At 39.3% G+C, this 26621-nt stretch carries 24 protein-coding genes; 11 read left to right on the top strand and 13 right to left on the bottom strand.

Going from position 1 to position 26621, the window contains the following annotated elements:
- Nucleotides 1-111 precede the first annotated feature (111 nt).
- From M0R16_03015 to M0R16_02995, 5 genes are all read right to left on the bottom strand, one after another.
- Nucleotides 112-1434, bottom strand: a complete 1323-nt coding sequence (locus M0R16_03015; protein ID MCK9611855.1) for an ABC transporter permease — start codon at nucleotides 1432-1434, stop codon at nucleotides 112-114.
- 4 nt (nucleotides 1435-1438) lie between these two features.
- Complete coding sequence (locus tag M0R16_03010) at nucleotides 1439-2389, bottom strand: ATP-binding cassette domain-containing protein (GenBank protein MCK9611854.1); 951 nt, start codon at nucleotides 2387-2389, stop codon at nucleotides 1439-1441.
- 38 nt (nucleotides 2390-2427) lie between these two features.
- The gene (gene dnaJ, locus M0R16_03005) at nucleotides 2428-3570 is read right to left on the bottom strand and encodes a molecular chaperone DnaJ (protein MCK9611853.1); all 1143 of its coding nucleotides are present in this window, start codon (nucleotides 3568-3570) and stop codon (nucleotides 2428-2430) included.
- 10 nt (nucleotides 3571-3580) lie between these two features.
- Nucleotides 3581-4138 carry a nucleotide exchange factor GrpE gene (locus M0R16_03000; GenBank protein MCK9611852.1) on the bottom strand — a complete coding sequence of 186 codons (558 nt, stop codon included), beginning with the start codon at nucleotides 4136-4138 and terminating at the stop codon, nucleotides 3581-3583.
- Between the two features lie 94 nt (nucleotides 4139-4232).
- Nucleotides 4233-4523 carry a hypothetical protein gene (locus M0R16_02995; GenBank protein ID MCK9611851.1) on the bottom strand — a complete coding sequence of 97 codons (291 nt, stop codon included), beginning with the start codon at nucleotides 4521-4523 and terminating at the stop codon, nucleotides 4233-4235.
- Between the two features lie 120 nt (nucleotides 4524-4643).
- Here M0R16_02995 and M0R16_02990 point away from each other — a divergent pair, with 120 nt between their 5' ends.
- Nucleotides 4644-6701, top strand: coding sequence for an acetate--CoA ligase family protein (locus M0R16_02990; protein ID MCK9611850.1), 2058 nt, complete (start codon nucleotides 4644-4646; stop codon nucleotides 6699-6701).
- 68 nt (nucleotides 6702-6769) lie between these two features.
- On the top strand, nucleotides 6770-7294 hold the full coding sequence (locus M0R16_02985) for a hypothetical protein (protein MCK9611849.1): 525 nt from the start codon (nucleotides 6770-6772) through the stop codon (nucleotides 7292-7294).
- 137 nt (nucleotides 7295-7431) lie between these two features.
- On the opposite strand, the gene M0R16_02980 is transcribed toward M0R16_02985, so the two are convergent.
- Both M0R16_02980 and M0R16_02975 read right to left on the bottom strand, forming a co-directional pair.
- Nucleotides 7432-9171 carry a PspC domain-containing protein gene (locus M0R16_02980; protein MCK9611848.1) on the bottom strand — a complete coding sequence of 580 codons (1740 nt, stop codon included), beginning with the start codon at nucleotides 9169-9171 and terminating at the stop codon, nucleotides 7432-7434.
- Between the two features lie 18 nt (nucleotides 9172-9189).
- Nucleotides 9190-9522: a PadR family transcriptional regulator gene (locus M0R16_02975; protein ID MCK9611847.1), complete on the bottom strand. Its 333-nt coding sequence runs from the start codon at nucleotides 9520-9522 to the stop codon at nucleotides 9190-9192.
- A 417-nt stretch (nucleotides 9523-9939) separates the two neighbouring features.
- Here M0R16_02975 and M0R16_02970 point away from each other — a divergent pair, with 417 nt between their 5' ends.
- The gene (locus M0R16_02970; protein ID MCK9611846.1) at nucleotides 9940-10335 is read left to right on the top strand and encodes a hypothetical protein; all 396 of its coding nucleotides are present in this window, start codon (nucleotides 9940-9942) and stop codon (nucleotides 10333-10335) included.
- Between the two features lie 50 nt (nucleotides 10336-10385).
- Here the strand turns inward: M0R16_02970 and gcvT are convergent, their stop codons facing one another.
- Nucleotides 10386-11474, bottom strand: a complete 1089-nt coding sequence (gene gcvT, locus M0R16_02965; GenBank protein ID MCK9611845.1) for a glycine cleavage system aminomethyltransferase GcvT — start codon at nucleotides 11472-11474, stop codon at nucleotides 10386-10388.
- 200 nt (nucleotides 11475-11674) lie between these two features.
- Between gcvT and M0R16_02960 the strand changes: the two genes are divergently transcribed.
- Nucleotides 11675-13540, top strand: a complete 1866-nt coding sequence (locus M0R16_02960; GenBank protein MCK9611844.1) for a polysaccharide biosynthesis protein — start codon at nucleotides 11675-11677, stop codon at nucleotides 13538-13540.
- A gap of 176 nt (nucleotides 13541-13716) precedes the next feature.
- On the opposite strand, the gene sucC is transcribed toward M0R16_02960, so the two are convergent.
- A complete protein-coding gene (sucC, locus tag M0R16_02955; GenBank protein ID MCK9611843.1) occupies nucleotides 13717-14910 on the bottom strand; it encodes an ADP-forming succinate--CoA ligase subunit beta in 1194 nt (397 codons plus the stop codon).
- A gap of 118 nt (nucleotides 14911-15028) precedes the next feature.
- Here sucC and M0R16_02950 point away from each other — a divergent pair, with 118 nt between their 5' ends.
- Entirely contained in the window at nucleotides 15029-17506 is a 2478-nt protein-coding gene (locus M0R16_02950) for a carbohydrate binding family 9 domain-containing protein (protein MCK9611842.1), read from the top strand.
- Entirely contained in the window at nucleotides 17490-18143 is a 654-nt protein-coding gene (locus M0R16_02945) for an ABC transporter ATP-binding protein (GenBank protein MCK9611841.1), read from the top strand. The genes M0R16_02950 and M0R16_02945 overlap by 17 nt, the downstream gene beginning before the upstream one ends.
- 80 nt (nucleotides 18144-18223) lie before the next feature.
- Here M0R16_02945 and trxA read toward each other — a convergent pair whose 3' ends face one another.
- Together trxA and M0R16_02935 are read right to left on the bottom strand one after the other, a co-directional pair.
- The gene (gene trxA, locus M0R16_02940; GenBank protein MCK9611840.1) at nucleotides 18224-18583 is read right to left on the bottom strand and encodes a thioredoxin; all 360 of its coding nucleotides are present in this window, start codon (nucleotides 18581-18583) and stop codon (nucleotides 18224-18226) included.
- Between the two features lie 96 nt (nucleotides 18584-18679).
- Nucleotides 18680-19180: a thioredoxin domain-containing protein gene (locus tag M0R16_02935; protein ID MCK9611839.1), complete on the bottom strand. Its 501-nt coding sequence runs from the start codon at nucleotides 19178-19180 to the stop codon at nucleotides 18680-18682.
- A gap of 82 nt (nucleotides 19181-19262) precedes the next feature.
- Here M0R16_02935 and M0R16_02930 point away from each other — a divergent pair, with 82 nt between their 5' ends.
- Together M0R16_02930 and M0R16_02925 are read left to right on the top strand one after the other, a co-directional pair.
- Complete coding sequence (locus tag M0R16_02930; GenBank protein MCK9611838.1) at nucleotides 19263-19658, top strand: transposase; 396 nt, start codon at nucleotides 19263-19265, stop codon at nucleotides 19656-19658.
- 11 nt (nucleotides 19659-19669) lie between these two features.
- Entirely contained in the window at nucleotides 19670-20215 is a 546-nt protein-coding gene (locus tag M0R16_02925; protein MCK9611837.1) for a nitroreductase family protein, read from the top strand.
- Between the two features lie 49 nt (nucleotides 20216-20264).
- Here M0R16_02925 and M0R16_02920 read toward each other — a convergent pair whose 3' ends face one another.
- Nucleotides 20265-21773 (bottom strand): NAD(P)H-hydrate dehydratase, encoded by a 1509-nt coding sequence (locus tag M0R16_02920; protein ID MCK9611836.1) that lies wholly within the window; start codon nucleotides 21771-21773, stop codon nucleotides 20265-20267.
- Nucleotides 21774-21775: 2 nt separating this feature from the next.
- Nucleotides 21776-22120, bottom strand: a complete 345-nt coding sequence (locus M0R16_02915; protein ID MCK9611835.1) for a hypothetical protein — start codon at nucleotides 22118-22120, stop codon at nucleotides 21776-21778.
- 509 nt (nucleotides 22121-22629) lie between these two features.
- On the opposite strand from M0R16_02915, the gene M0R16_02910 reads away from it, so the two are divergent.
- The 3 genes from M0R16_02910 to M0R16_02900 all read left to right on the top strand — a co-directional run bounded on the left by M0R16_02910 (nucleotide 22630) and on the right by M0R16_02900 (nucleotide 26499).
- Nucleotides 22630-23466 (top strand): hypothetical protein, encoded by an 837-nt coding sequence (locus M0R16_02910; protein ID MCK9611834.1) that lies wholly within the window; start codon nucleotides 22630-22632, stop codon nucleotides 23464-23466.
- A 136-nt stretch (nucleotides 23467-23602) separates the two neighbouring features.
- Nucleotides 23603-25276: an energy-dependent translational throttle protein EttA gene (gene ettA, locus M0R16_02905; GenBank protein MCK9611833.1), complete on the top strand. Its 1674-nt coding sequence runs from the start codon at nucleotides 23603-23605 to the stop codon at nucleotides 25274-25276.
- Nucleotides 25277-25329: 53 nt separating this feature from the next.
- Nucleotides 25330-26499 carry a sigma-54 dependent transcriptional regulator gene (locus M0R16_02900; GenBank protein MCK9611832.1) on the top strand — a complete coding sequence of 390 codons (1170 nt, stop codon included), beginning with the start codon at nucleotides 25330-25332 and terminating at the stop codon, nucleotides 26497-26499.
- Nucleotides 26500-26621: the final 122 nt, after the last annotated feature.

Here is a 26621-nt window from a genome sequence, read left to right as displayed (position 1 = left end):
AAACTCAAACTTTAAACTTTAAATTCAAAATTTCAAATCTCAAATTCCAAGCCCCAAGCCTCAAACTCCCAACTTCTAACATCCAACATCCAACCCCTAACCTCTAACTCTCTAATATTTAAGCCACTTCCACAGCTCCCGGTAATTCACCTTCTTCCCGTACATCAAAATCCCTGTGCGGTAGATTTTTGCTGCCAGCCATACCACTCCAAAAAATCCCAGTACAAGCGTCGCCATCGAAAGTATGAGCTCGTAAACGGGCACTCCGAAAGGCAGTTTCATCATCATGACGATGGGGGAGGTGAGCGGAATGATGGAAAACCAGAATGAGATGGAACCCTGCGGGTTTTCAATGATTGACTGCGCCATGATAAATGCGAGAATAAGCGGAATGGTGATGGGTAGCATAAATTGCTGGGTGTCGGCTTCGCTGTCCACCGCCGAGCCAACAGCGGCAAACAATGCTGCATACAACAAATATCCGAAAAGAAAATAAAAAAAGAACAGGGCTATAATGGCTGCAAAGTCATAATTTGCCAGGTCTTTAAATACGGAAGAGATTATTTTATTCTCCCCTTGCTCCAAGGGTTTTATGTCTGCTTTTTCGGGAATTAATGTGTTGTCGTGCTTAACAAATTCAGTTCCTGTGGAAATACTTGTTTTGCTGAGCCCTACAGTAGCCTGAAATACAGTTACTATGCATAAGGTAAGAATCACCCAAAGCAAAAATTGCGTAAGCCCCACCAGCGCAATCCCCGTTATTTTTCCTATCAGCAGTTGAAAAGGTTTTACAGAGGAAACAATAATTTCCACAATGCGGCTGGTTTTTTCTTCTATCACTCCGCGCATTACTTGCGAACCATACATAAAAATGGCAAAGTAGATGATGAAACCCAGAAAAATACCCAAAAAAGTATTGATAACGGAATTGCTGACCTTGCCTGTACTGATGCTTTCCATACGAATATTGACATCCGCTTTCACCTTGTTGATAATTGCGATATCAATACCTTCCGCTTCAAGTTTGTGTTTTTTTAGTTCGTATTCCATCTGGCTCTGTATGTATGTAACCACAGTATTTCCCGGCTGTTTGCTGGTGTAAAAAAGTTCGGCGTTTTCGGGAAGGATATGGGAGGTTCTTTTGATATACAACAAACCTGCGGCACCACTGGCATTAAAATTCTTTTTTGCAGAACTGATATCAGAGTAGATATAATTAAACTTAATGGTGGCGTTGTCTTTAAGATTGTAAAAAAGCCCGGTTTCATCCACCACATTAATTGTTTTCTGTTCGCTGTCAATTTTAGCGATATAATACGGGACAATCATCATAGCCGCCAGAAGCAAAGGTCCGAGTATAGTCATCACCACAAATGACCTTTTTTTTACCCGCGACAGGTATTCACGCCTTATGATGATGAGTGTTTTTTTCATGAGTTTATTCTGTTATGCCACGGGCATCATTATATGTTAATTTGTCTGAACTTACTTTGCTAATAAAAATGTCATTCATGGTTGGGATAATTTCCTGAATGGAATGAACATTGCCATATTGCATCAGAGCTTTAATCATTTCGTTTGTGCTCTTGCTGTTCGGAATTTTTATTTGTGCTTTCAGTACTCCATCCTCGTGCAATTCCTCAATCACTTCGAAGTCGTGGTTCAGGGATTCTTTAAGCTGGTCTGTATAATCAGTTAATTCAATATGGTAAACATTACTTTTGTAAGAATGTTTAATGTCTTTGACCCGGCCTTCAAGTATTTTGTTTGATTTATTAATTAGTGCAATGTTATCACAAAGTTCTTCCACCGAAGACATATTATGTGTTGAAAAAATAATGGTAGCGCCATTTTCTTTCAGATGTATAATTTCTTCTTTTATGAGTGAGGCATTAATGGGGTCAAAGCCGCTGAATGGTTCGTCAAAAATCAAAAGTTTAGGTTCGTGAAGCACGGTGATGATAAATTGCACTTTTTGCTGCATCCCTTTGGAGAGTTCCTCAACTTTACGGTTCCACCAAGGGAGCAATTCAAATTTTTCAAACCAGTATTTCAGTTTTCTTATGGCATCATGATACGATAAGCCTTTCAGTTGTGCAAGATACAGGGCTTGTTCGCCCACTTTCATTTTTTTATACAGGCCACGTTCTTCAGGGAGGTATCCGATCCTTTCAACATCGGCCCTCCGTATCTTGTCGCCATTGAGCAGCACCTCTCCGCTGTCAGCAACAGAAATAAGATTTATGATGCGTATCAATGTTGTTTTGCCGGCACCATTGGGCCCAAGCAATCCAAAAATGCACTGTTCGGGCACGCTGATGGAAACCTCTTTCAACGCCAGATGATTGGCATACCTCTTTGTGATATTTTTTGTTTCTAGTAAAAACAACTCTTTTCCTTCACTGATTACTGATAACTATTCACTGATTACTGAAAAAACTCTCTCATTTTTTCAAAAAAACTTTTATCCTTGGCATTCGGTTGTGGCTTCATATTTTCGGATTCCGCCATTTTTGCGATAGTATTTTTTTCTTCTTTGGAGAGGTGCTGTGGTGTCCAAACGCTGATGCCCACCAGCAAGTCTCCACGCCCGTATGAATTCAGAGACGGTAAGCCCTTCCCTTTGAGTTTCAGGATTTTCCCCGACTGAGTCCCCGGTTCAATCTTGATGCGGGCTTTGCCTTCCAGTGTTGGTATGTCCACGGTGGTGCCCAGCACGGCTTCGGGGAAGCTGATATACTGTGTGTAAAGCAGGTTGTTGCCATCACGTTGCAGTTCAGGGTGCTCAATCTCTTCAATAAGCACTATCAGGTCGCCGGGATGCCCGCCTCTGGCAGCAGCATTGCCTTTACCGCTTACAGAAAGTTGCATACCTTCAGCGACACCGGCAGGGATTTTTATACTGATAATCTCATCGCCTTTGATGATGCCATTGCCGAAACAGGATGTGCATTTTTCGGTTATTGTCTGTCCTTCACCACCGCAGGCAGGGCATGTGGAGGTGGTTTGCATTTGTCCGAGAAAAGTGTTGGTGATACTCACAACATGGCCTCTGCCGTTACATGTCGGGCAGGTTTTGTATGAGCTGCCGTTTTTGGCGCCACTGCCTTTACACTCAGTGCAGGTAACGTATTTGTTGACATTGACTTTTTTTTCTATGCCTGTTGCTATTTCCTCCAGTGTCAGCTTCAGCTTGATACGCAAATTGCTGCCATAATTCACTTTGCGCCGGTGTGATGAAGACCCTCCAAAACCTCCAAAGGAACTAAAAGCCCCTCCGAAAATATCACCGAAGTGGCTAAAAATATCTTCCATACTCATCCCGCCACCAAAGCCGGAAGCGCCGTTCATACCGTCATGGCCAAAACGGTCATATCGGCTCCGTTTTTCAGGATTGCTAAGAATATCATAAGCTTCGGCAGCTTCCTTGAATTTTTCTTCGGCTTCCTTGTTGCCGGGGTTTTTATCCGGGTGATATTTCAACGCCAACTGACGGTATGCCTTTTTAAGTTCTGCTTCGGTGCAGTTCCGGTCAACACCGAGAATTTCATAATAATCACGTTTTGTCATAAATTTTGTATTAACCGGCAACTACTACTTTTGCATAGCGCAGCACTACTCCATTAAGGTAATAACCTTTTTCGGTTACATCAATTATTTTTCCTTTCTGTTCTTCACTCTCAACCGGAACATGGGCAACAGCTTCATGAATATCTGTGTTGAATACTTCTCCCTGGGATTTGATTTCTTCCAGCCCGAATTTGGCAAGTACTGTTTTGTATTTTTCGTAGATGAGAATCAAGCCGTCTTTCAGACTTTTCATAGATTCGTCTCCGGGACAGGCGCTGATGGCTCTTTCAAAATCATCAAGAACAGGGAGCATAGAAAATATAACTTCTGATGAGGCCGTCTTTATCAAGTCCAGCCTTTCTTTTGAGGTGCGTTTGCGATAATTCTCAAATTCAGCAAAAAGATAGAGGTATTTGTTATTTAATTCTGCAATCCTGTTTTTTTGCTCTGAGATTATAGCGTCTTTATCAGACTCTGTGCCATCTGTTTGTTCCTGTTCTGTGATTTCAGCGTTTTCTTCTTTGTCAATGGGAGTATCTTCCTTGGATTTTTCTTCTTTCGTTTGCATATTCCCCTTCTTTTTCATAGCTTGTGTTACTTTGATATTTTTTTATCTCCGACATAGCAATATGTTTGCCAAGCAGTTTGATTAAGACATTTTGTCAGAACAATGTGCCTTTAAATTCCTGTTCTTTTTCAGTTTGCTGATAAATTTCGTTATCTTCTTCAACATCAAATAATTGTAGCTGATTTTCACTGATGTAATCCTCTTCAGGCAGGGAGTCGGCAAACTTACTGATATAATCCTTGATGGCAGATTTTATCATTTTATTGGGACTGGTTTTTTTTGCATGACAAAATTTATCAATTATTCGTTTTTGCTTCTCCGAAAGCTTAAACTCAAATTTTTTATATTTAATTTTTTTCTTTTTCTTTTTTTTAATAGCTGTCATTGGTTTAGTAATTTAAGTTACTAAAGTTTACAAAAGTAATAAAAAATAAATTTTGTATCCGACAAGCTTTATTTTGAATAGGTTTTTTTATCTTAGCAATCTTTTTAATGAATTTCAGCTATGATAAACGAAAAATTATTTAATCCGGAAAGTATAGTAATTATTGGCGGTTCTAATGACATTAACAAACCTGGGGGTAAAATACTAAAAAACATTATTGACGGAAATTACAAAGGAAAGCTATATGTTACTAACCTCAAAGAATCTGAAGTGCAGGGTATCACTGCATACCAGAACGCTGCCGACCTGCCGCAGGTTGACCTGGCTGTGATAGCCATTGCTGCAAAGTTCATTCCTGAAGCTATTGAAGTACTTGCAAGGCAGAAAGGGACCAAAGCATTTATTATTCTCTCTGCCGGCTTCAGCGAAGAAAGCAAAGATGGCGCACTGCTTGAGAAAAAAGTGGTAGATGTCATCAACAGTGTCAATGGCTGTCTTATCGGCCCCAACTGCACCGGCATTCTGACTCCGGCACACCACAGCATCTTTACCTATCCCATTCCGAAACTGGATGCTAAAGGCTGTGATTTCATTTCGGGCTCTGGAGCTACTGCCTGCTTTATAATGGAAGCCGGAATCCCAAACGGACTGACATTCGCGAATGTGTTTTCTGTAGGTAACAGTGCTCAGCTTGGAGTTGAAGAAATTCTCGAATACCTTGATAATACTTTTGACCCCGAAACAAGTTCAAAAGTAAAATTGCTTTACATAGAAAACATCAAGAATCCGAAGAAACTTTTACAACATGCTTCTTCGCTGATAAACAAAGGTTGTCGTATTGCTGCTATTAAGGCTGGTTCTTCCGATGCCGGCAGCCGTGCAGCTTCGTCGCATACCGGAGCGCTGGCCAGCTCTGACGTGGCCGTGGATGCACCTTTAAGCAAAGCAGGAATTGTCAGGTGCCATGGCAGAGAAGAACTGATAAGCGTGGCATCAGTTTTCATGCATCCCGAACTAAAAGGTAAACGCATTGCCATTATCACCCACGCAGGCGGCCCGGCAGTGATGTGCACCGATGCATTGTCAAACAGCGGGCTGGAAATTCCTCATATTGAATCGCCGGAAAGTGAAGAACTGCTGGCCAAACTGTTTCCCGGCTCTTCGGTGGCCAACCCCATTGACTTTCTGGCTACCGGCACAGCAGAACAGTTGGGAATCATTATTGATTATGTTGACCAGAAATTTGATGAAATAGATGCTATGGTGGTTATTTTCGGCACACCCGGCTTGTTTCGGATTTTTGATGTGTACAATATACTCCATGCAAAAATGAAGACGGCTAAGAAACCGATCTATCCGGTACTGCCTTCTACACTGACGGCAAGTGAAGAGGTCAATGACTTCATTGCAAAAGGGCGAATCAATTTTCCCGAAGAAGTGGCGCTTGCAAAAGCGCTTGCAAAAGTATATCACGCAGGCAAACCTTATGATATCGAACCCTCTTTACCAAAGACCGATACAGCGAAGATCCGTTCAGTTATTGATAACGCAAATAACGGCTATATATCACCGGCTGAGATTCAGTCATTGATGGATGCTGCAGGAATTCCGCGTGCCGGAGAAGCTGTGGTAACAACCAAAGAATCTGCTATGGTCGAAGCACAGAAGTTAGGATTTCCCGTGGTGATGAAAGTGGTTGGTCCGGTTCATAAATCAGATGTGGGTGGTGTGGTGCTTAACGTAAAAAATGTTGAAGCCGTTGAGAAAGAATTTGAACGCATGAAAAAAATCAAAGACACCACAGCTATACTGATACAGCCTATGCTCAGCGGCACGGAACTTTTTGTCGGCGCCAAATACGAGCCGAAATTCGGGCATATGATCTTGTTCGGACTGGGCGGCATATTCATCGAAGTGCTCAAGGATGTTTCGGCGGGCTTGTCTCCTGTAGGGAAAGAAGAAGCAAAGAAGATGATTACAAGCTTGAAAAGCTATAAAATCATTGAAGGCGTGCGCGGACAAAGAGGCATCAACCAGGATATGCTGGTAGATATTATTTTGCGCTTATCAGCCTTGCTGGAGGTAGCTCCCGAAATACAGGAATTAGACTTCAACCCCTTGCTCGGCAATGCCGAAAAAGTAGTTGCTGTTGATGCAAGGATAAGAATTGAAAAGTGATATTGTCGGGGTGACTGCGCGCATTGCTGAGCATTGTCAGTCACCCCGACAATAATTCACAAATAAGTATGATTGCAGAATGGATGATCGGCAACAACGGAAGACTCAAAAAGCCTTTAGTTATGTTTTATTCAGAGCTGATCGGCCTATCGGAAGAAAGGTTGAAAACTTTAGTTTTTCGTTTTGATACCCGTAAAAATAACAAAGCCGAAACCTGGGGAGTGAATCGTATCAGGCTCAACCCCGATGCTTATGCAAATACCGATGACCCGGCATGGCTGGGCACGATTGCTCATGAAATCACCCATGAGTACGATTATTATCAAAGCAGCTTCCCTGATTTTCTTATCAGGTTTTGGGACAGGACAGGAATAAAATTCAGGGAGTTCATATTAGGTATGCCTCACGAAAAAGCCTATAAAGCTTCCCGCATGGAAAAACAGGCTTTTGCCGTGCAGGCCGTCATTATGGATTTTGTGAGAACCTATTCACCACAAAAAATTCTTTCTGATAGTACCCTTTCGGAACAGGAAAAGGTAGAGTTGGTATTAAAAATGGCAGAAGAATACAAATCAAAAAAAATGGTGGTGTAAAGGGGAGGTTTTCAATGTGTATGTCGGATAAATTCATGAATTTATCCGACGTACATTATCCAAAATGTCCAGCCATTTTTAATTTTATTCGCAGTGGACTGCGAATAATTTGTGATTTTTTCGCAATTTACTGCAAATTATTTGATGATTTTTACCGTATCTGTTACGACCACAACATCGCTGGTTAGCCTGCCATCAACCATATACATTTTCTTTCCCGTCATGCTGAAGTCCCAGCTGTAATCCTGATTGTCGCTGTCGTAAACCAGTTTCCTTAAATCATCATTAAGAAATACTGATTTGCCTTCGGGCACTTCCAGTATCAGGCGGATATTCTGGTTGCGCCATTTGCTTTTTTCAGGCAGCATAAAATAATTGTCAAGGGATATTGTGGAATCAGCTACTGTTACATTGTAAATAATCCGCCCGGCTCTTTCAAATGCCTGATTTATACTTTCGCCTTTGGCATATCGTAAAACCGTCAGTTTGTATTCTCCCGATTTTGAAGGGGCTATTTTTAATCTTGGGAAACCATAGATGAATGGATGTTCGCGGGTGCCTGCGAGGAAACAATTTTTAAAAATAAAACGCTCATGTTCTTCGCTTCTCATAAAGTCATCATCAAACGGTAGCACATCTTCGTTAAGTATTTTATGACTTACGCCAACTGTAAGCATTTTAAAATTCTGCGGCAGCGTAATTTCCTTTTTGCTGTATGTTTTTTCGCTGAAGCTTCCAATGATCTTTATGGAAAGTATGATGCCGAGTATCAGTCCGCAAAGCCATAGCAGGGATGCTGATGCGGACAGGAAACGTATGCGTTTCTTATACCCCAATATCAGGCGAATGCTGTTGATTATCATCATCAGTAAGGGTACGCCTATCAGCATTATGAGTGACAGAACAGCCATTTGTTCCTGCCAGGTGTTTTCAAAGAAAAAACCAGAAAGAGCAGGCAGAGATATCGATGTGATGCCCCATTTGGTGAAAAACAGGACAGTGTCGGATGCGGTCATTGAGAGCACCAGACCTAGTGTTAGCACAATGCCGATAATCAGCAGCACTATTCCGACAAAAATCAATAGCGCCCTCAGAAAATAATAGAGTATTTCGCCAAAAACGCTGCCAAAACCAGTTGATGGCGTTTTCACTGTTTGAGGTTTGCTTATTTCCGCTGCCATACGGCGCAGACGTCGGGAATAGGCTTCCTCTTTTTTTGTGCGGCGCATTTTACGCTTCATCTCATGAAATTCTCTTCGGGAATGATGGGAGGCATCGTTTTTCATTTCTTTAAAGCGCGATTTCAAATCCTGAAATTCGTTTTCAATATTTTCCTGTATTTCAGAAATAGTCATCGGCTCGCCTTTCATGTTTAGCTTTTCTTCGGTAGTGGTGGCTTTCGGGATAATTATCCAGAGTATAAGATATATCAGTGCACTGGAGCCGAAAATAAATAATGCTACAATAAAAAATATCCTGAACCACACCGGGTCAATGTTCAGGTAATGGCCCAAACCCGAGCATACTCCGCCCAGCACTTTGTCATCTTCATCACGGTAAAGGCGTTTTTTGAAATTAGTGGACTTTTCTTTCTTATTCTCTTTCTGATCTTCTGAATCACCTATATCATCCGGTTTCCCGAGAATTTTAATAGCTTCTTCCACATCAGCAGGTAAAATGAGTGCCTGCCCTTTTTCAATTTTACTTTGGAAGATTTCTGAAATCCGGCTTTCAATGTCCTGAAGGATCTCCTCTTTGCCTTCGGTGTTCTCAAAATGCTTTTTCAGAGAATTGAGATAATTCTCAAGCAGTTTATAAGCTTCTTCATCAATCTGAAAGAACAAACCACCGATGTTAATTGAAATTGTTTTATTCATAATGTTTGTATTTTAAGTTTATTTATTTTTTTTGGTTATCAGTTTTACGGAGTTAACAAGTTCTTTCCAGCTCTCGTCAAGGCTTTCAAGAAATTCCTTCCCGCTTTCGGTCAGTGTATAATATTTACGCGGTGGTCCCGATTTCGATTCTTCCCAGCGGTAGCTTAACAGGCCGTCATTTTTCAAGCGTGTCATCAGAGGGTATAATGTGCCTTCTACAACAATCAGGTGAGCTTCCTTCATGCGCTCAATAATATCCGAAGCATATACATCTTTTTCGGCCACTATGGAAAGTATGCAATACTCGAGTATCCCTTTTCGCATTTGTGCTTTTGAATTTTCGATATCCATTTTTTTATTTATAATTTGAGTTTTTTCATTTATTCAGTCGGCAGTCTGCAGTTAACAGTCAACAGTTAATATTTAACAGTCAATAGTCGGCAGTCTGCAGTTCACAGTCTGCAGTCTTAAGTCTGTTTATTTCCACATTGAGCATTGAACATTGATTATTGAACATTTTTTATTTAAGAATTATGATTTGAATACATTTCGCGACAAAGATAATGCAAAAAATAGTACTATGCAATACAAAGTACTAAAATTTAAAAAAATTTATTGTAATTTCATCAACAAATTGTAAATCTGATTATTATGTTTGTTTGAATTTTTAAATGGTATCAATTTTAATATTATATTTGTATTGTGAGTAGTTTTATTTCTAAACTTTTCTATAATAAAATAATGTAATTAACTTTTTTGTCTGGTAAAATGAAAAAATCTGTAAGAATCATCCATTGGTTGCCACGAATACTATGTATTGTTGCTATTTTATTTGTAAGCATGTTTGCACTGGATGTTTTTGATTCTGGCCTGAGCGGTATGCAGCAGATTAAAGCATTAGCGATGCATCTTATTCCATCATTTGTTCTGATACTCATGTTGGTTTTTGCATGGAGGTATGAATTACATGGAGGTGTAGCTTTTATTATGCTTGGGGCAGGATTTACTCCCTTTATTTTTATGGGTAATTATAATATGAATCATTCCCTGGGAACCAGCCTGGTGATAATCATCACAACCACTATACCTTTTATGGTCGTGGGAATGCTTTTTATTTTAAGTTATTTCCTTAAAAAGAGAAATAAGGAGAAAGGGAGTGCTTAAAAAAAGAGGCTGCCAGTTTATGAAGCAGCCTCTTTTAAAGTGTAAGAATTTTACCCTTTGTAGAAAGGTAGTTTAACAACTTTTGCTTTCAGCAGTTTTTCCCGGATTTTTATAAAAATTTCGGTATCAGCTTTTGCAAAGGCGGTTTTAACATAACCCATTCCAACGCCTTTTTGTACCGACGGGCCCATGGTGCCGGATGTTACTTCCCCTATAATATTTCCTTCTGCATCGCATATTTCATAATGCTGGCGGGGAATTCCACGGTCAATCATTTCAAAACCGATAAACTTACGGCTAACGCCTTCAGTTTTAAGTTTGAGGTTATATTCTTTATCAATAAAATTCTTTTCATCGGTAAATTTTGTAATCCAGCCCAGCCCGGCTTCAATAGGAGAGGTGGTGTCGTTGATATCGTTGCCATAGAGGCAGAAGCCCATCTCAAGGCGCAGGGTATCTCGGGCAGCAAGGCCTATGGGTTTTATGCCGAATTCTTTTCCGGCTTCCATCACAGCATTCCACATCACTTCGGCATACTGGTTTGGAAAATAAATCTCGCAGCCGCCTGAACCGGTGTAACCTGTGGTAGAGAAAAGAACATTATCAATTCCTGCAAACTTCAATACTTTGAAAGTGTAATATTCCATATCAGTGACAGTGGTATCGGTGAGTTTCTGCATGGCTTTTAGTGCTAGCGGCCCCTGAATGGCAAGTTGGGAAGTTTCGTCAGAGGCATTGGTGAGTTTAGCTCCGAAAGGATTGTTTTTGTTTACCCATGCCCAGTCTTTGTCAATGTTGGCAGCATTGACTACGAGCAGAAATTTTTCGGGTCCGAAGCGGTAAACGAGCAAGTCATCGACTATTCCGCCCTGCCCGTTGGGGAAACAGGAATATTGAACTTTTCCATCAATCAATTTTGATGCATCATTGGAAGTAACATACTGAATAAAATCAAGTGCTTTGGGCCCTTCCACCCAAAATTCCCCCATGTGTGAAACATCAAAAACTCCCAATGCCTTACGGACATTTTCGTGTTCAACCATTAAACCTTCATACTGAATGGGCATGTAAAAACCGGCGAATTCTACCATTTTGGCTCCGGCTGCCTCATGAATCTTGCATAATGCTGTACTTTTCATTAGTATTATTTTTTATTAAGTGGATAATTTGATTAATATTGTGTTAAATGTTATCGAATAGTCAAAAGTATGAATAAAAAAATAAACCTGTGATAAAAACATAAATAAATCATGTTTAAAAAACGATTACAAGCTATCAATCAGATGGTATAAAAGATACAATTTTGTTTTATCTTTGATGCCGGTATACAAAATGAATTATGATATCCTCACGGCTTAATTTACCCCGCTGGCTGATTTTTCTTATAGACCTGCTGATATGTGCGGCATCGGTGGTGTTAGCGTATATGCTGCGCTTTAATTTCGAGCTTCCCGAAAAAGATGCCAATGCCCTGCCCAAAGTGTTGATTTTTGTTGTAGCTATTCGGGCTGTTTCGTTTTTCATTGCCCGTACCTACGCCGGAATAATATTATACACCAGTACAAAAGATGCAGTAAGAATAGTGACCGTTACAACTGTAGGAAGTATAATTTTCGTTTTAACCGACCTAACAACTTTTTTCCTGATAAATGGCATCAACTTTATTCCTTATTCAATAATTATCATTGACTTTATCACCACCACTTTGGCATTGTCGGCTTTCCGTATATTAGTGAAAATTACTTACATGGAAATGAACAATCCTTCGAGTAAAAAGACAAACGTGTTGATTTATGGTGCAGGCGAAAGCGGGCTTATTTCCAAGCGTTCACTCGACCGTGATGCAGGTACAAAATACAAAGTGCTCGGTTTTATTGATGATGATCCTAAAAAAATCGGACTAAAGATAGAAGACGTCCCGATATACGGCCCCGATAAACTTGAAAAACTCCTTGAAAACAATGCCATAGAGCATCTGATTATTTCAATTCAAAACATTAAGCCGGCAAAAAAACAGGAGATTATTGAAACCTGTCTTACTTATAACACCAAAGTGCTGAATGTGCCCCCGGTAAGCAAATGGATAAACGGCGAACTGAGCTTTAAGCAAATTAAAAAAATCAATATTGAAGATTTGCTCGAACGGGATGAAATTCGTTTGGATGAGAACAAAGTGCAAAAGGAACTGCTGGATAGATGTATTTTGGTTACCGGTGCTGCTGGCTCTATAGGCAGCGAAATTGTAAGGCAGCTTGCCCGTTTTTCGCCAAAACAAATCATCCTGATTGACCAGGCCGAATCGCCATTATACCACCTGGAGCTGGAACTGAATGAAAAATTTCCGAATGTAAATTTTGAAATCATTATCTGCGATGTCAACCATAAGGTGCGGATGCGCAAAATTATGGAGGCCTTTTTGCCGCAAATTATTTATCATGCTGCAGCATACAAACACGTTCCGATGATGGAGAACAACCCGGTGGAAGCAGTTTTTACAAATGTTTTAGGAACAAGGATAATAGCAGATTTAGCTATCGAATTTAAGACAGAAAAATTTGTGATGGTCTCCACCGATAAAGCAGTGAATCCTACCAGTGTGATGGGCGCCACCAAGCGTATTGCAGAAATTTACACCCAGTCGCTCAATAGTAAAAACTCTACTCGATTTATCACTACGCGTTTTGGCAATGTACTGGGATCCAACGGCTCGGTAATACCCTTGTTCCGTGAGCAAATTGAAAAAGGTGGACCTGTTACTATCACCCACGCAGAGGTTACGCGCTACTTCATGACAATCCCCGAAGCCTGCCAATTAGTGCTGGAAGCAGGAGCTATGGGAGAGGGTGGTGAAATATACATTTTTGATATGGGCAAATCGGTGAAGATACTTGATTTGGCGAAAAAGATGATAAAACTCTCTCGGCTTGAACTTGGGAAGGACATCCAGATAAAATATACCGGCCTGCGCCCCGGAGAAAAGCTGTATGAAGAACTGCTCAACGACAAAGAAAATACTCTTCCAACTTATCATCCTCAGATCATGATAGCTCGTGTTTCGGAAAGCGATTATAAAACTATTTCAAACCAACTGGATGAACTTGAAAAACTGCTTTACCAGCATGACAATATGCAGATTGTTAAAAAGATGAAAGAAATAGTTGCAGAGTTTAAGAGCCAGAACTCGGTGTATGTGAAGCTGGATTAGAATCTTTTTTATGCTTAAGGTATATGTTCGACTCCTGAAGGAGTCGTAAGTATTCTGGTTCAGTGTTTTTATAAATATTTGACTCCTACGGAGTCAGAAGAGAAGCATAAGATTATTGCAAGTCACATCGACTGCAGCGCAGTCGAATAAAAAATTCGATAACAAAAGACTAAGGCTTAATTCTTCAACACCTTATTTACCAAATCAGCTGCTTCCTGTAGTTGTATGGCTGAAAACACTTTCAGTCCTGATTTGTCGATGATGTCTTTGGCTTCTTTAGCGTTGGTGCCTTGCAGCCGCACAATGATAGGCACTTTTATTTCACCAATACTTTTATAGGCATCCACTATGCCATTGGCTACGCGGTCGCACCTGACGATACCTCCAAAGATGTTGACGAGAATGGCCTTGACATTAGTGTCGGAAAGTATGATACGGAAAGCTTCTTCAACTCGCCGGGCATCGGCAGAACCTCCTACATCAAGAAAATTGGCAGGAGAGCCGCCCGAGAGTTTAATGATATCCATAGTAGCCATGGCTAGCCCGGCACCATTTACCATGCAGCCTACATTACCATCAAGTTTGATGAAATTCAACCCATATTTTCCTGCTTCTACTTCGGTTGGGTTTTCTTCGGTGAAGTCGCGCATATTTGCAATGACACAATGACGAAATAGTGCATTATTATCTGCAACCATTTTGGCATCGGCGGCAAATATTTTGTCGTCGGAAGCTTTTATAACAGGGTTGATTTCTAATAAGGAAAGATCATAACCTATATAGGCATTGTAAAGGCATTTAATGAACGGTAACATGTTTTTGTAAGCTTCCCCCGATAATCCAAGATTAAAAGCAATTCTACGGCATTGGAAAGATTGTATGCCCAAAGAAGGATGTATCTCTTCTATGAAGATTTGATCAGGTGTTTCCTCAGCAACCTTTTCAATATCCATACCACCCCGTGGTGAATACATCACAATATTTCTTCCGCTTTGCCGGTTCAGTAAAATGCTGACATAGAATTCCTGTATCTGGCCTGGCCCTGGATAATAAATATTTTGTTCAATCAGTACTTTGTTGACTTTTTTCCCTTCAGCTTTGGTTTGAGGTGTTATAAGCTGCATTCCTATAATCTGTGTTGTATAATCATAAACTTCCGTAAAATTTGAAGCAATTTTTACGCCCCCTCCTTTGCCACGGCCTCCGGCATGTATTTGCGCTTTTACAGCAAATTTTTCGGAGCCTGTTTTGGTATAGATAAGTTTTGCAACATTCTTGGCTTCTTCCGGTGAGTTGGCAACCAAACCCTCCGGGACTTTCACGTTGTATTTTTTTAATAATTCTTTAGCCTGATATTCGTGTAGATTCATTTCTAAAGTATTTATACAGTCAAAATTATAAAAAAAACCAATTTAACTCTGCACCTGATAAATATTGCATATGAATATTATCTGAAAATGTTAAAAGTAAAACATTATTTTTGTGTTGATGAAAAAATGTTTGCATATTCTGTTAATCATATTTGTCTTGATATGCATACCTGTTGAACTTTTTTCGCAGCAAAAAACTGCATTTGCAACTCGTATTAGCCAACCTCCTAAAATTGACGGTTTGCTGACAGATACCTGCTGGGCATTGTGTGATTCCGTGGGTGATTTCTACCAGTATGAACCTATTTATAACATAGCTGCTTCCCAAAAAACTGTTGTAAGAATTGCTTATGATGATGAAGCTGTATATATTGCTGCCAGGATGTACGATACGGCCCCCGATAGCATATTAAAAGAACTTGGGAACCGCGACGATGATGACCTGAATGCCGATAAATTCGGTGTGGAATTCGATACCTACAATATGCAGACGGATGCTTATACTTTCATGGTCTGGGCATCGGGGGTGCAACTTGATTACCGGAAAAACGACGAAACATATAGCGGTGTATGGCATAGTGCAGTAAAAATTCACGATTGGGGGTGGGCGTGTGAGATGAAGATAAATTATTCTGCTTTACGTTTTCCCAAGCTCGATGATCAAGTTTGGGGTTTGCAGATATTCAGGGGTATTCGCCGCCATAGAGAGATGGATAAATGGGCTCTGGAAGTGAAAAGTTCAGGCAATTGTTTGCTTCAGTGGGGAAAACTTCGCGGCATTACTGGGGTGAAAGCACCGCTAAGATTATCAATAACACCTTTCATTTCACTGTACGCAGACCATTACCCATATAATATCAAAGGACAAAATAATTTTTCCTATTCTTTTTCCGGTGGGCTTGATTTAAAATATGGCATCAGTGAGTGTTTTACTATAGATGTGACGCTGCTGCCCGATTTCAGCCAGGTGCAATCGGATTATCAGGTAAAAAATATCTCTGCTTTCGAAACGGTGTATGAAGAACACCGCCCCTTTTTTACCGAAGCCATTGACTTGTTTACGCTTGGCGATCTGTTTTATACCCGGCGCATTGGCCGGGAGCCGCAGGGACATTATTCTGTGGAAGACTCTTTGCAGGATGATGAGTTTATATATAAAAATCCCGGACAGGCAAAACTGCTGAATGCCATAAAAATTTCAGGGCGTAACAAAAACGGGACAGCCATTGGGGTGTTTAATGCCATAACCAATAACACTTATGCAACAGTAAAAGATTCTTTGGGAAATAAGCGGAAAATACTTACCGAGCCGTTAACCAATTATAACATTTTTGTGTTCGACCAGATTTTAAAGAACAATTCAAAAATTTATTTTGTGAATACCAATGTCATCAGAAGCAGAAAATATGATGATGCTAATGTTTCGCTTCTGGGCTTTAACTTAAACGACAGAAAAAATATATTCCAAATTGCAGCTTCCGCTGCACTCAGCCAGAAGTTTTATGTTGATAGTTCCGAAAACCTTAATTATAAAAATAATCTGGGATATAAATATGATGTTTCTTTTAATAAGATTAGCGGACGCTTTCAGTTCTCAGTTTACCGCAACGAGATGAACCATACCTATGATGCCAACGATATGGGCCTGGTGCTTCAAAACAACATAACTACCACGGGAGCTACTTTTAAATACAATATTTATGAGCCTTTCTGGAGACTACGTCATTTTTATAATACTTTGAATATTTATCATACCGAAAATTTTCTTGCTAAAAGAGTTGAAGAATTTCAAATAGAATATACAGGCTTTTTGACGACAAAAAAATACCTCAGTATTACGGGTACTTTTACTCTTAGTCCACTATTTGTAAATAACTTTCACGAAACCAGGACTCCAGGAAGGTTTTTTGTGATGGATCGCTGGTTTCTTGCAAATGCTTTTTTTTCAACGGACTATCGTAAAACTTTTGCCATTGACATCACACTGGATTACTGGCAGGAAATAAACGGAGATGGAATTTATTATGGTATAACACTGAACCCCATCATTGTGCCTACAGATAATTTTGCTTTTGACATAAGCTGTAAATATGAGGGAAACTATAATGATATTGGATTTGTTTACAATGATGACATAGGAAATATCATCATGGGCAAAAGGGATATAATTACTGTCGAAAATCAGTTGAATGCTCGTTATGTTTTTAAGAAAGACCTCTCTCTGAGTTTGCAGTTGAGGCATTACTGGGCAAAAGGAATGTACGACCAACATTATAAATTGGATAATGACGGCATATTGATAACGGATCCATTATTGCCACTAGACAAGCAATATAATTTTAATTTCAATGCTTTCAACATTGACCTGATGTTTTACTGGGAGTTTGCTCCGGGCAGCAGCCTGCACATCACATATAAGAATAATATTGCTAAAGACAGCCAGATTATTGTTCCATCATATTTCAGAAACTTCAGAAAAATATTTTACGAAAAACAGTTAAATTCGCTTTCTGTTAAGGTTCTTTATTATCTCGATTATCAACAAGTGAAAAGATTTATTAAAAAGAAAAAAAACCATCATGATAAAAGTTATTAATATTTGTAAAAGCTACGGGTCATTAAAGGTTTTAAAAGGTATTAACATGGTTATCTCTAAAGGTGAGATTGTAGCTATTGCAGGGGCTTCAGGCGCTGGAAAAACCACACTGTTACACATCATCGGCACACTGGATAACCCCGACTCAGGAACTTTGGAAATTAACAGGATGAATACGTCTTCTATGAGTGAAAAAAAATTATCTGTTTTTCGCAACCGCCATATTGGATTTGTTTTTCAATTTCACCACTTACTCCCAGAGTTCACGGCTTTGGAAAATGTTTGCATACCGGCATATATTGCAAAGGTTTCAAAAAAAGATGCAGAGCGAAAAGCAAAAGATATTCTTGATTTTTTAGGAATGGGCGGCCGACTGTTGCATAAACCCTCGCAGATGTCGGGTGGCGAACAACAACGTGTAGCAGTTGCCCGTGCATTAATAAACAGTCCCGACGTGATACTTGCCGACGAACCTTCAGGAAACCTGGATTCGGCAAATGCAAAAGAACTTCATAATTTGTTTTTTAACCTAAGAGAAAAGTTCAACCAGACTTTTATCATTGTTACCCACAATACAGAGTTTGCTGCCATGTCAGACCGTATCATGTTAATTAAAGACGGTTTGATACAAGTATAAAAACAATTTAAAAAGCAGATCAGGGGAATAAAAAACTTATACCTTTTTTCTCCTTAATAATTAAGTATGAAATATTGCATCTAGTTTTGCTTATTCAGAAGCACTTCATTAATAGCCTGAACGAAACTTTGTTTGGGCATGGTCCCCATCATCATTTGCGGCTGGCCATCTTTAGGACAAAACAAAATGCTGGGGATGCTCTGTATTCCGAAAACAGATGCGAGTTCTTGTTCAGCCTCTGTATCAACTTTATAGATATCAACTTTTCCAGTGTACTCTTTAGATAATTCCTCAAGAACAGGAGCTACCATTTTACATGGCCCGCACCAATCGGCATAAAAATCAATGATACAGGGTAGAGAACCATTGAATTTCCATTCTTTTTCGGTTTCAAAATTGAAAACTTTTTCTTTAAATGTTTCTTTTGTTAAATTTTTCACGTGATATTATTTTATTTTTTTATTTATACAGAATTACTGTTTGCCAATAACTTCTGGCCATGAGTCCTTATCTTAGCCGGTAATAAATAATTCATCTTATTGGATTCCCAATACCTGAGCAATAGCTTTGATATATTCTTCTTTAGGGTACAGCCCCACCATCATCTGAGGCTGATTCATCATAGGACAAAGCATCACCGCTGGTATGCTACTGATACCAAAGTATGATGAAACGGACTTGTTTTTATCAGTATTTATTTTATAAATGTATAATTTCCCTGCATACTCAGATGCAATTTGTTCGAGTATAGGGGAAAGGCGGCGGCAGGGAGCGCACCAGTCAGCATAAAAATCAACAAGGCAGGGCTTATCGCCAAGGTATTTCCAATCTTTTTTAGTGAAATCATGAATTTTCTGTTTGAATTCATTTTCATTAATTGAAATTGGTGACGAAACCGGAACATCGGTAATTTCATTTTTTACAGGTTCTTTTTCAGTTACTTTAATATCTTCAGGTATTGTCTGACCTTGGTTTGAACTATTGCCGCATGATAAAAATACACATGCAGATAATATAATGATGAATACTTTTTTCATAAAAAAATTTTTGCAAAGATAAATAAAATTTTAATAATATCGCTTTAGTATCACTTTTTTTATATTTTTGTAAAAAAATTCAATGAAAAGGGTGTTTAAAGGAATACTACCTGATAAATTTGAAAATATTTATTCTTCGAAAGAAAATTGCCTTAGATTTTTAACAGATGAAAAGTGGAAAGACGGTTACAGATGCCGCAAATGCGGAAATGACAATTACTGTGAAGGTAAAAAACCATATTCAAGACGTTGCACACGATGCAAACATGATGAATCTGCAACAGCGCATACTGTGTTCCATAACTGTCGTTTGCCGATAACTGAAGCATTTAAAATAATGTATTCCATATGTTGTAACCCGAATATCTCAGCATACAAGATTGCAAAGGATGAGTGCATCAGAAAAATGACATGCTGGAAATTCCGAAAGAAAACTATTGAATGGTTTAAAGTTCATGATAGCATAATAGAAATTTAATTTTAATATTTATGAATACATTTGATTTGATTAAACAGCGTTACAGCCCTATAATATTTTCAAATAAAGGTATTGAAGAAAACCTGTTGTTCCCTTTATTTGAAGCAGCACGTTGGGCGCCTTCGGCATACAATGAGCAGCCGTGGCGTTTTATTTACTGTCCTAAAACTGAAAATATAAAATATGAAAAACTTTTCAACTGCCTTGTTGATGCTAACATGGAATGGGCAAAAACTGCTCCGGCACTCATGTTAGTGCTGGCCAGGAAAAACTTCTCGCACAATGAAAAACCAAACCCTTTTTATCGATATGATACCGGTATGGCAGTGATGAGTTTTATAATGGCTGCCATGGAACATAAAATTTATGTACATCAGATGGGAGGTTTCAGCTCTGAAATGGCAAGAGATAGTTTCAATATATCAGATGATTATGATGTCATTTCTGTTGCTGCGATAGGTTATCGGGGAGATACAGCTGTATTGACGGAAGAATTGAAAAAGCGAGCAAATACCCCACGGCTTAGGAAAGATATAAGCCAAATTTTACTAACCTGATTTATTAGTTCAATATGTGATATGCGACATACATTATTGACAAATAGTGTTATCGCAGTTTTAAGAAGGCTTTCCCCAGAAAATGAATTATCTCACTAGCTGTAGTGGCTTCATAGCCAAATCGTTTTGTGGCAAAATCACCGGCCAAACCGTGAACAAAAACCCCAATTAAACATGATTCGAATGAAGTGTAACCCTGTGCTAACAGACCGGTTATAATTCCGGTAAGCACATCGCCGCTGCCTCCTGTTGCCATACCCGGATTGCCGGTAGAATTAAAATAACAGTCGCCTGCGGGAGTGCTGATGCATGTGTATGCTCCTTTCAGCACAAGATATACTCCATATTTTTTTGAAAAATCAATTTGTAATTTTTGCCTTTCATTCTCATTATTTGTTTTCCCAACCAGTCGCTCAAATTCTTTAGGATGTGGAGTAAATATCGAACCTTGGGGCACAAATGAAAGCCATGTTTTATTTTCAGCAAGGATATTTATTGCGTCGGCATCAAAAACTATAGGGCAGTTGCAGTTTTGAATAAGTATTTTTAATGCGTGCTGCGTTTTTTTATCTGTGCCGATGCCAGGGCCTGCACCAACAGCATTGTATGGTTTCAGGTCAATGATATCAGAGATAACTTGTTCACTTGTGTCGGTGCTGCACATGATTTCCGGGGCTGCCGATTGCATGATTTCATATCCGCATTTTGGTATATGAGCGCTCACCAAGCCGGCCCCTGATTTTATGCAGGCACGGGCAGACAAAACAGCAGCTCCCATTTTTCCGTATGAGCCGCAAACCAGTAAAGCATGCCCATATGTGCCCTTATGTGAAAATGTCTTCCGAGGTTTTATCAACTGGTGGCAGTCGTCTTTTTCAATTAAAAAATTGTTGACTTTAGCATTATTAATATAATCCGGATGCAGGCCAATAGGAAGTATGTGCCAATTACCTACATATTTTTCATTATCTGAAAAAAGAAAAGCAAGTTTAGGAAACTGAAAACTTAAGGTGTGAGTTGCACAAATAATATTTCCATTATTATAACTGTTATCTTCACCAAACAATCCTGATGGCATATCAATGGAAACTATTTGTGCTCTGCTCTTTGAAATATGTTTTATGGCATCAGATGCAATTCCTTCGTTAACAGGCTTCGAAAGACCTGAACCAAAAATGGCATCTACAACAATGTCATCTTTGTCAATTTCGGGAAGGTTGATAGTATCATTAATCTCATTAATTATTGACTTTTTAATTTTTTTTAAGCGCTCAAGATTAATATTAAAATCTTCTGAGGATTTTGTGCTATAACGAACAATGTATGTTTCAACGTAAATGTTTTTTCCTGCCAACATGCGGGCAATTACCAGTCCATCGCCGCCGTTGTTGCCAATGCCACAGAAAATTTTAAATTTTTTATTTTTTCCGTAGTGTTGAATAAGCCATGAAAAACACTTTCCTGCGGCGCGTTCCATCAGGTCAAGGGATACTACAGGCTCATGAGTTATGGTATATACATCGGCTTCACGGATAAGGGTTACGGGTAGAATTTTCATCGCTAAAAATCAAAATTTATTAAACCAGGTCGCTCAACAATATAAAAAATAAAAGCAAAATAAAGTATGTAGAAAACGGTTGTAACTATGGATACGATAAGCCCGATGATGCCGCATATTTTTCCCGCCTTGAGCATTTTTAATGAACTTTCTTTATAATCGGGAGGGTTTTCATTGTATATTTTCATGGCCTTTTTATGCAGGACCAGAGCCACAATAGCGGCTACCCAGCCGAAATAACATAAAACGGCTATGGACACTATTCCGAAAACCATACATGTAATAGAGTAGGGTATCATTTTTTGCCGAAGCACCGTTCTCTTGTATTCTGTTTGTTGTATTTCCATAACATTTGTTTTTTTTTAATAAGCCTCATAGAATATTGTGGCGGTTCGTTTATAATAAATGCAAAATTAGGTTATAAAAATAATTTGCAGTAATAATTATTGCATTAATTATAAAGGTGGCTTTCAAAACTTCAGTGCCCTTTTTAAACTTAAAAATTAAAAATAAAATTAGATAAATGAGCATAAACATAACGGGCAAAAGGGCTGGCCATGCTTTTATACTTTCAATAATGTTACCTTTCAGCAGTTCTATAAAAGCTCTTTGTGCACCGCAACCCGGGCATTCAAAACCCAGTAGTGTTTTATGCAGGCATGGGAGGGTATGATTTTCAAGCCAGTTTATAATGCTGTTTAACATTTAAAATATTGTATGATAAAGTTACAACGATTTTTAAATGAAAATACTAAGCAATGGTAAAATTGTATTGTTGTCAGATTTAGTTTTATAATTTTGGCACTAAAATAGTAATATACGATTGTTGTTTCAGTTTTTAAAGAAAAATAATCCTATGAGAAAAATCATTGTGTTAGCTGTTCTTTTTGCCATATCAGCGCATTGCATCAATGCTCAGCTTACCGCCCCTGCTAAGGAAGATGTGGAGGCTTTCAATAAAAGCAAGACGTATGTGGTTCTGGAAGACAATCCATTCTCGGTTTTTAATGCCTATGCAACTGAAGGTCTGGAAAAGATTTGGAAAATAACACCTTTTGAAGTTATTTCTTACGAAGAGTTTGAGAAGAAAATGAGCGATACCAGAAGTTCTTTTTTGTATGTGGCTCAAGCGAGTTTTGGAAAATCTCAGTCTTATGATTATACTATTATTAATTTGGTCATGGGTGATGCTTCCAAAAATCTGAACAAGCTGCATGATTTGTGCATAGTGCCTGTCGCTTATGCGGAAGTGGATGAAGAATCGTATGAGTATCGCTTTGGTGCCTTACTGAAATTTGTTGATTATTATATGAAATATATCAGTAAAAATCCCGGTAAGGATATTGAACAGATGGTGAAAGAAAATGCTACTGAAATGAATAAATATGAATTGTGGCTTACAAAATCTGAACTTGCCGTGAATGTCAATACAGTGGAAAAAATAAAAAAATACTATCCTTACGCCGTTAAAATTGTTGAACCTGAGGAAATTGATAAAGCCATTGAAGAAAATTACTCCAATGTGGCGTTGCTTCATAAAGTTGGGCCGGAGGGCACGGTGTTAGGGGCGACATGTTATAAATTTATCATTACCGCCAAAGAAGGCAAGCCTCTTTATTTCAGCGAGCATAAAATTACTTCCGAAAAACCTGATGCATTTCTGGAGGAGGATTTTAAGAAACTGTCAAAGTAAATACCGGGTTTCTGTAACCTGATTTTTAAGATGTATCATTGGGCATAAGGTTCATGCCTGATACCTGTACTTAATCGTAAAATGTATAGATTATTTTATTATTTTCGCATTTCTCATAAAAATCAAAAATAGAAAGATGTCCGACGACAAAAAAATTATCTTTTCCATGGTGAATGTCAGCAAGGTATTCCCTCCTAACAAGCAGGTGCTGAAAGACATTTACCTCTCATTTTACTATGGCGCTAAAATAGGGGTCATTGGTTTGAACGGTTCCGGGAAATCTACATTGCTTAAAATCATCGCAGGACTTGAAAAATCCTTCAATGGAGAAGTGGTATTTTCTCCCGGTTATTCTGTTGGAATATTGTTGCAGGAACCAGAACTCGATAACACAAAAACCGTGAAAGAAATAGTTCAGGAAGGTGTACAGCCGATAGTTGACCTTCTGAAAGAATACGAAGAAGTGAATAATAAGTTTGCTGAGCCAATGTCGGATGATGAGATGAATAAGCTTATAGAACGTCAGGGCCAACTCACCGAATTGCTTGATAAAAATGAGGCTTGGGAGCTAGACAATAAACTGGAACGTGCCATGGATGCCTTGCGTTGCCCCGACGGCGATATGATAATAAAAAATCTTTCGGGGGGTGAACGCCGCAGGGTTGCTCTGTGCCGCTTGTTACTTTCGGAGCCTGATATCTTGTTACTGGATGAACCCACCAATCACCTTGATGCGGAGTCTGTTGAATGGCTTGAACATCATTTGCAGCAATATAAAGGTACAGTCATTGCTGTTACTCACGACCGTTATTTTCTCGACAATGTTGCCGGATGGATACTGGAACTTGATAGAGGAGAAGGCATTCCCTGGAAAGGAAATTATTCTTCATGGCTGGAGCAGAAAACAAAACGATTGCAGCAGGAAGAAAAAGCCGAGAGTAAACGTGCCAAGACTCTGGAGCGTGAGCTGGAGTGGGTAAGAATGGCTCCCAAAGCCCGTCATGCCAAGGGAAAAGCAAGGTTGAAAGCCTATGAAAGTTTACTGAACGAAGATGTGAAACAAAAGGAAGAAAAGCTTGAGTTATTTATTCCGAATGGACCACGGCTGGGAGATGTGGTTATCGAAGCCCAGAATGTGTCAAAAGCGTTTAGTGATAAACTTTTATTCGAGAACCTGAATTTTATGCTGCCTCCCGGAGGGATAGTGGGAGTGATAGGGCCAAACGGCGCGGGAAAAACAACACTTTTCCGATTGATGATGGGACTGGAGAAACCAGATTCTGGAACTTTCAAAGTAGGGGAAACAGTCAAAATAGCCTATGTTGATCAGGCTCATGTTGAGATAGACCCTGATAAAAATGTTTGGGAAGTTATTTCAGAAGGAAATGAAAATATCGTATTAGGCAACAGAACCATGAACTCGCGGGCGTATGTATCACGCTTCAATTTCAGTGGGCCCGATCAAGGCAAAAAAGCCGACGTGCTTTCAGGGGGCGAGCGTAACCGCTTGCATCTGGCATTAACTTTACGACAGGAAGCCAATGTATTATTGCTCGACGAACCCACCAACGATATTGATGTGAACACACTTCGTGCATTAGAAGAAGCGCTGGAGAACTTTGCCGGTTGTGCAGTTATCATCTCTCACGATCGCTGGTTTCTCGACCGTGTGGCTACCCACATCTTAGCATTTGAGGGTAATTCGGAAATGTATTATTTTGAAGGAAGTTATTCTGAATACGAAGAGAATAAAAAGAAAAGACTTGGAGATGTCGGTCCAAAAAGAATTAGATATAAGAAACTTATTTAGTAATAACACATTAATACAATAACTCATAAACTTTCCTTAATTCAAAAAATAAAATGGCAAAAATCTTAGTAATTGATGACGAAAAAAGTATCCGCAACACTTTGCGTGAGATACTTGAGTATGAAAAGTTTCAGGTAGATGATGCGGCTGATGGCACCGAAGGCATACAGAAGATTGAAAAGGAAAAATATGATGTGATTTTATGTGATATCAAAATGCCTAAAATGGATGGGATAGAGGTGCTTAAAGTCATTATGGAAAAGACAGATACTCCGGTAGTGATGATATCCGGCCACGGGACCATAGAAACTGCAGTGGAATCAATTAAGCTTGGTGCTTACGATTATATTGCAAAGCCTCTCGACTTAAATCGCCTGTTGATAACGCTTCGCAATGCTATGGATAAATCAAGCCTCGTGACAGAAACCAGAGTGCTGAAAAAGAAAATCAGTAAAACTTGGGAAATGGTTGGTGAATCAAAAGCCATCCAACAAATTAAAGATATGATAGACCGTGTAGCGCCTACAGATGCCCGTGTGCTGATAACCGGTGCGAACGGCACAGGCAAAGAGTTGGTGGCACGCTGGCTGCACGAAAAAAGTAACCGCTCAGGCAAGCCTTTTATTGAAGTGAATTGTGCGGCCATACCTTCCGAACTGATAGAAAGTCAGCTTTTCGGCCATGAGAAAGGCTCCTTTACTTCTGCTATCAAACAACGCAAAGGAGATTTTGAACAGGCTGACGGAGGCACTATTTTTCTGGATGAAATTGGTGATATGAGCCTGTCAGCTCAGGCAAAAGTTTTGCGTGCCTTGCAGGAAAACAAAATTACCCGTGTAGGTGGCGAAAAAGATATTCCGGTCAATGTCAGGGTGATTGCTGCTACCAACAAAAACATGGATGAGGAGATAAAAAATAAAGCCTTCCGCGAAGATCTTTATCATCGTATAAGTGTGATTTTAATTGAAGTGCCTTCTCTGAACCAACGGTTGGAAGATATCCCTCTACTTGTTGAGCATTTTGTGAAAGAAATTTGCCAGTCACAGGGAATTCCGGTACTAAAAGTACAGCCTTCAGCAATCGAAGAACTACAAAAGATACAATGGACGGGAAATGTCCGTGAGTTAAGGAATGTGGTGGAACGACTTATTATCCTTTGTGACAAACAGATTACGGGGCAGGATGTAAAACTTTTTGCCCATCCTCTGAAGCAGAGCAAATAATATATACAGTTATGCGACTGCTCTGTAGCCGTTTTAGATTTGCTTTTACTTTGACTCCGTTGGAGTTAAATGTTTATAAAAAACCTTGAACTAGAAAAAACGACTCCATCAGGAGTCGAATA

This window comes from Bacteroidales bacterium (assembly GCA_023228145.1).
In the GTDB taxonomy this organism is placed as follows: domain Bacteria; phylum Bacteroidota; class Bacteroidia; order Bacteroidales; family CAIWKO01; genus CAIWKO01.
Note: the sequence above shows the minus strand (reverse complement) of the source record. Positions and strands in the feature narration are given on the sequence as shown.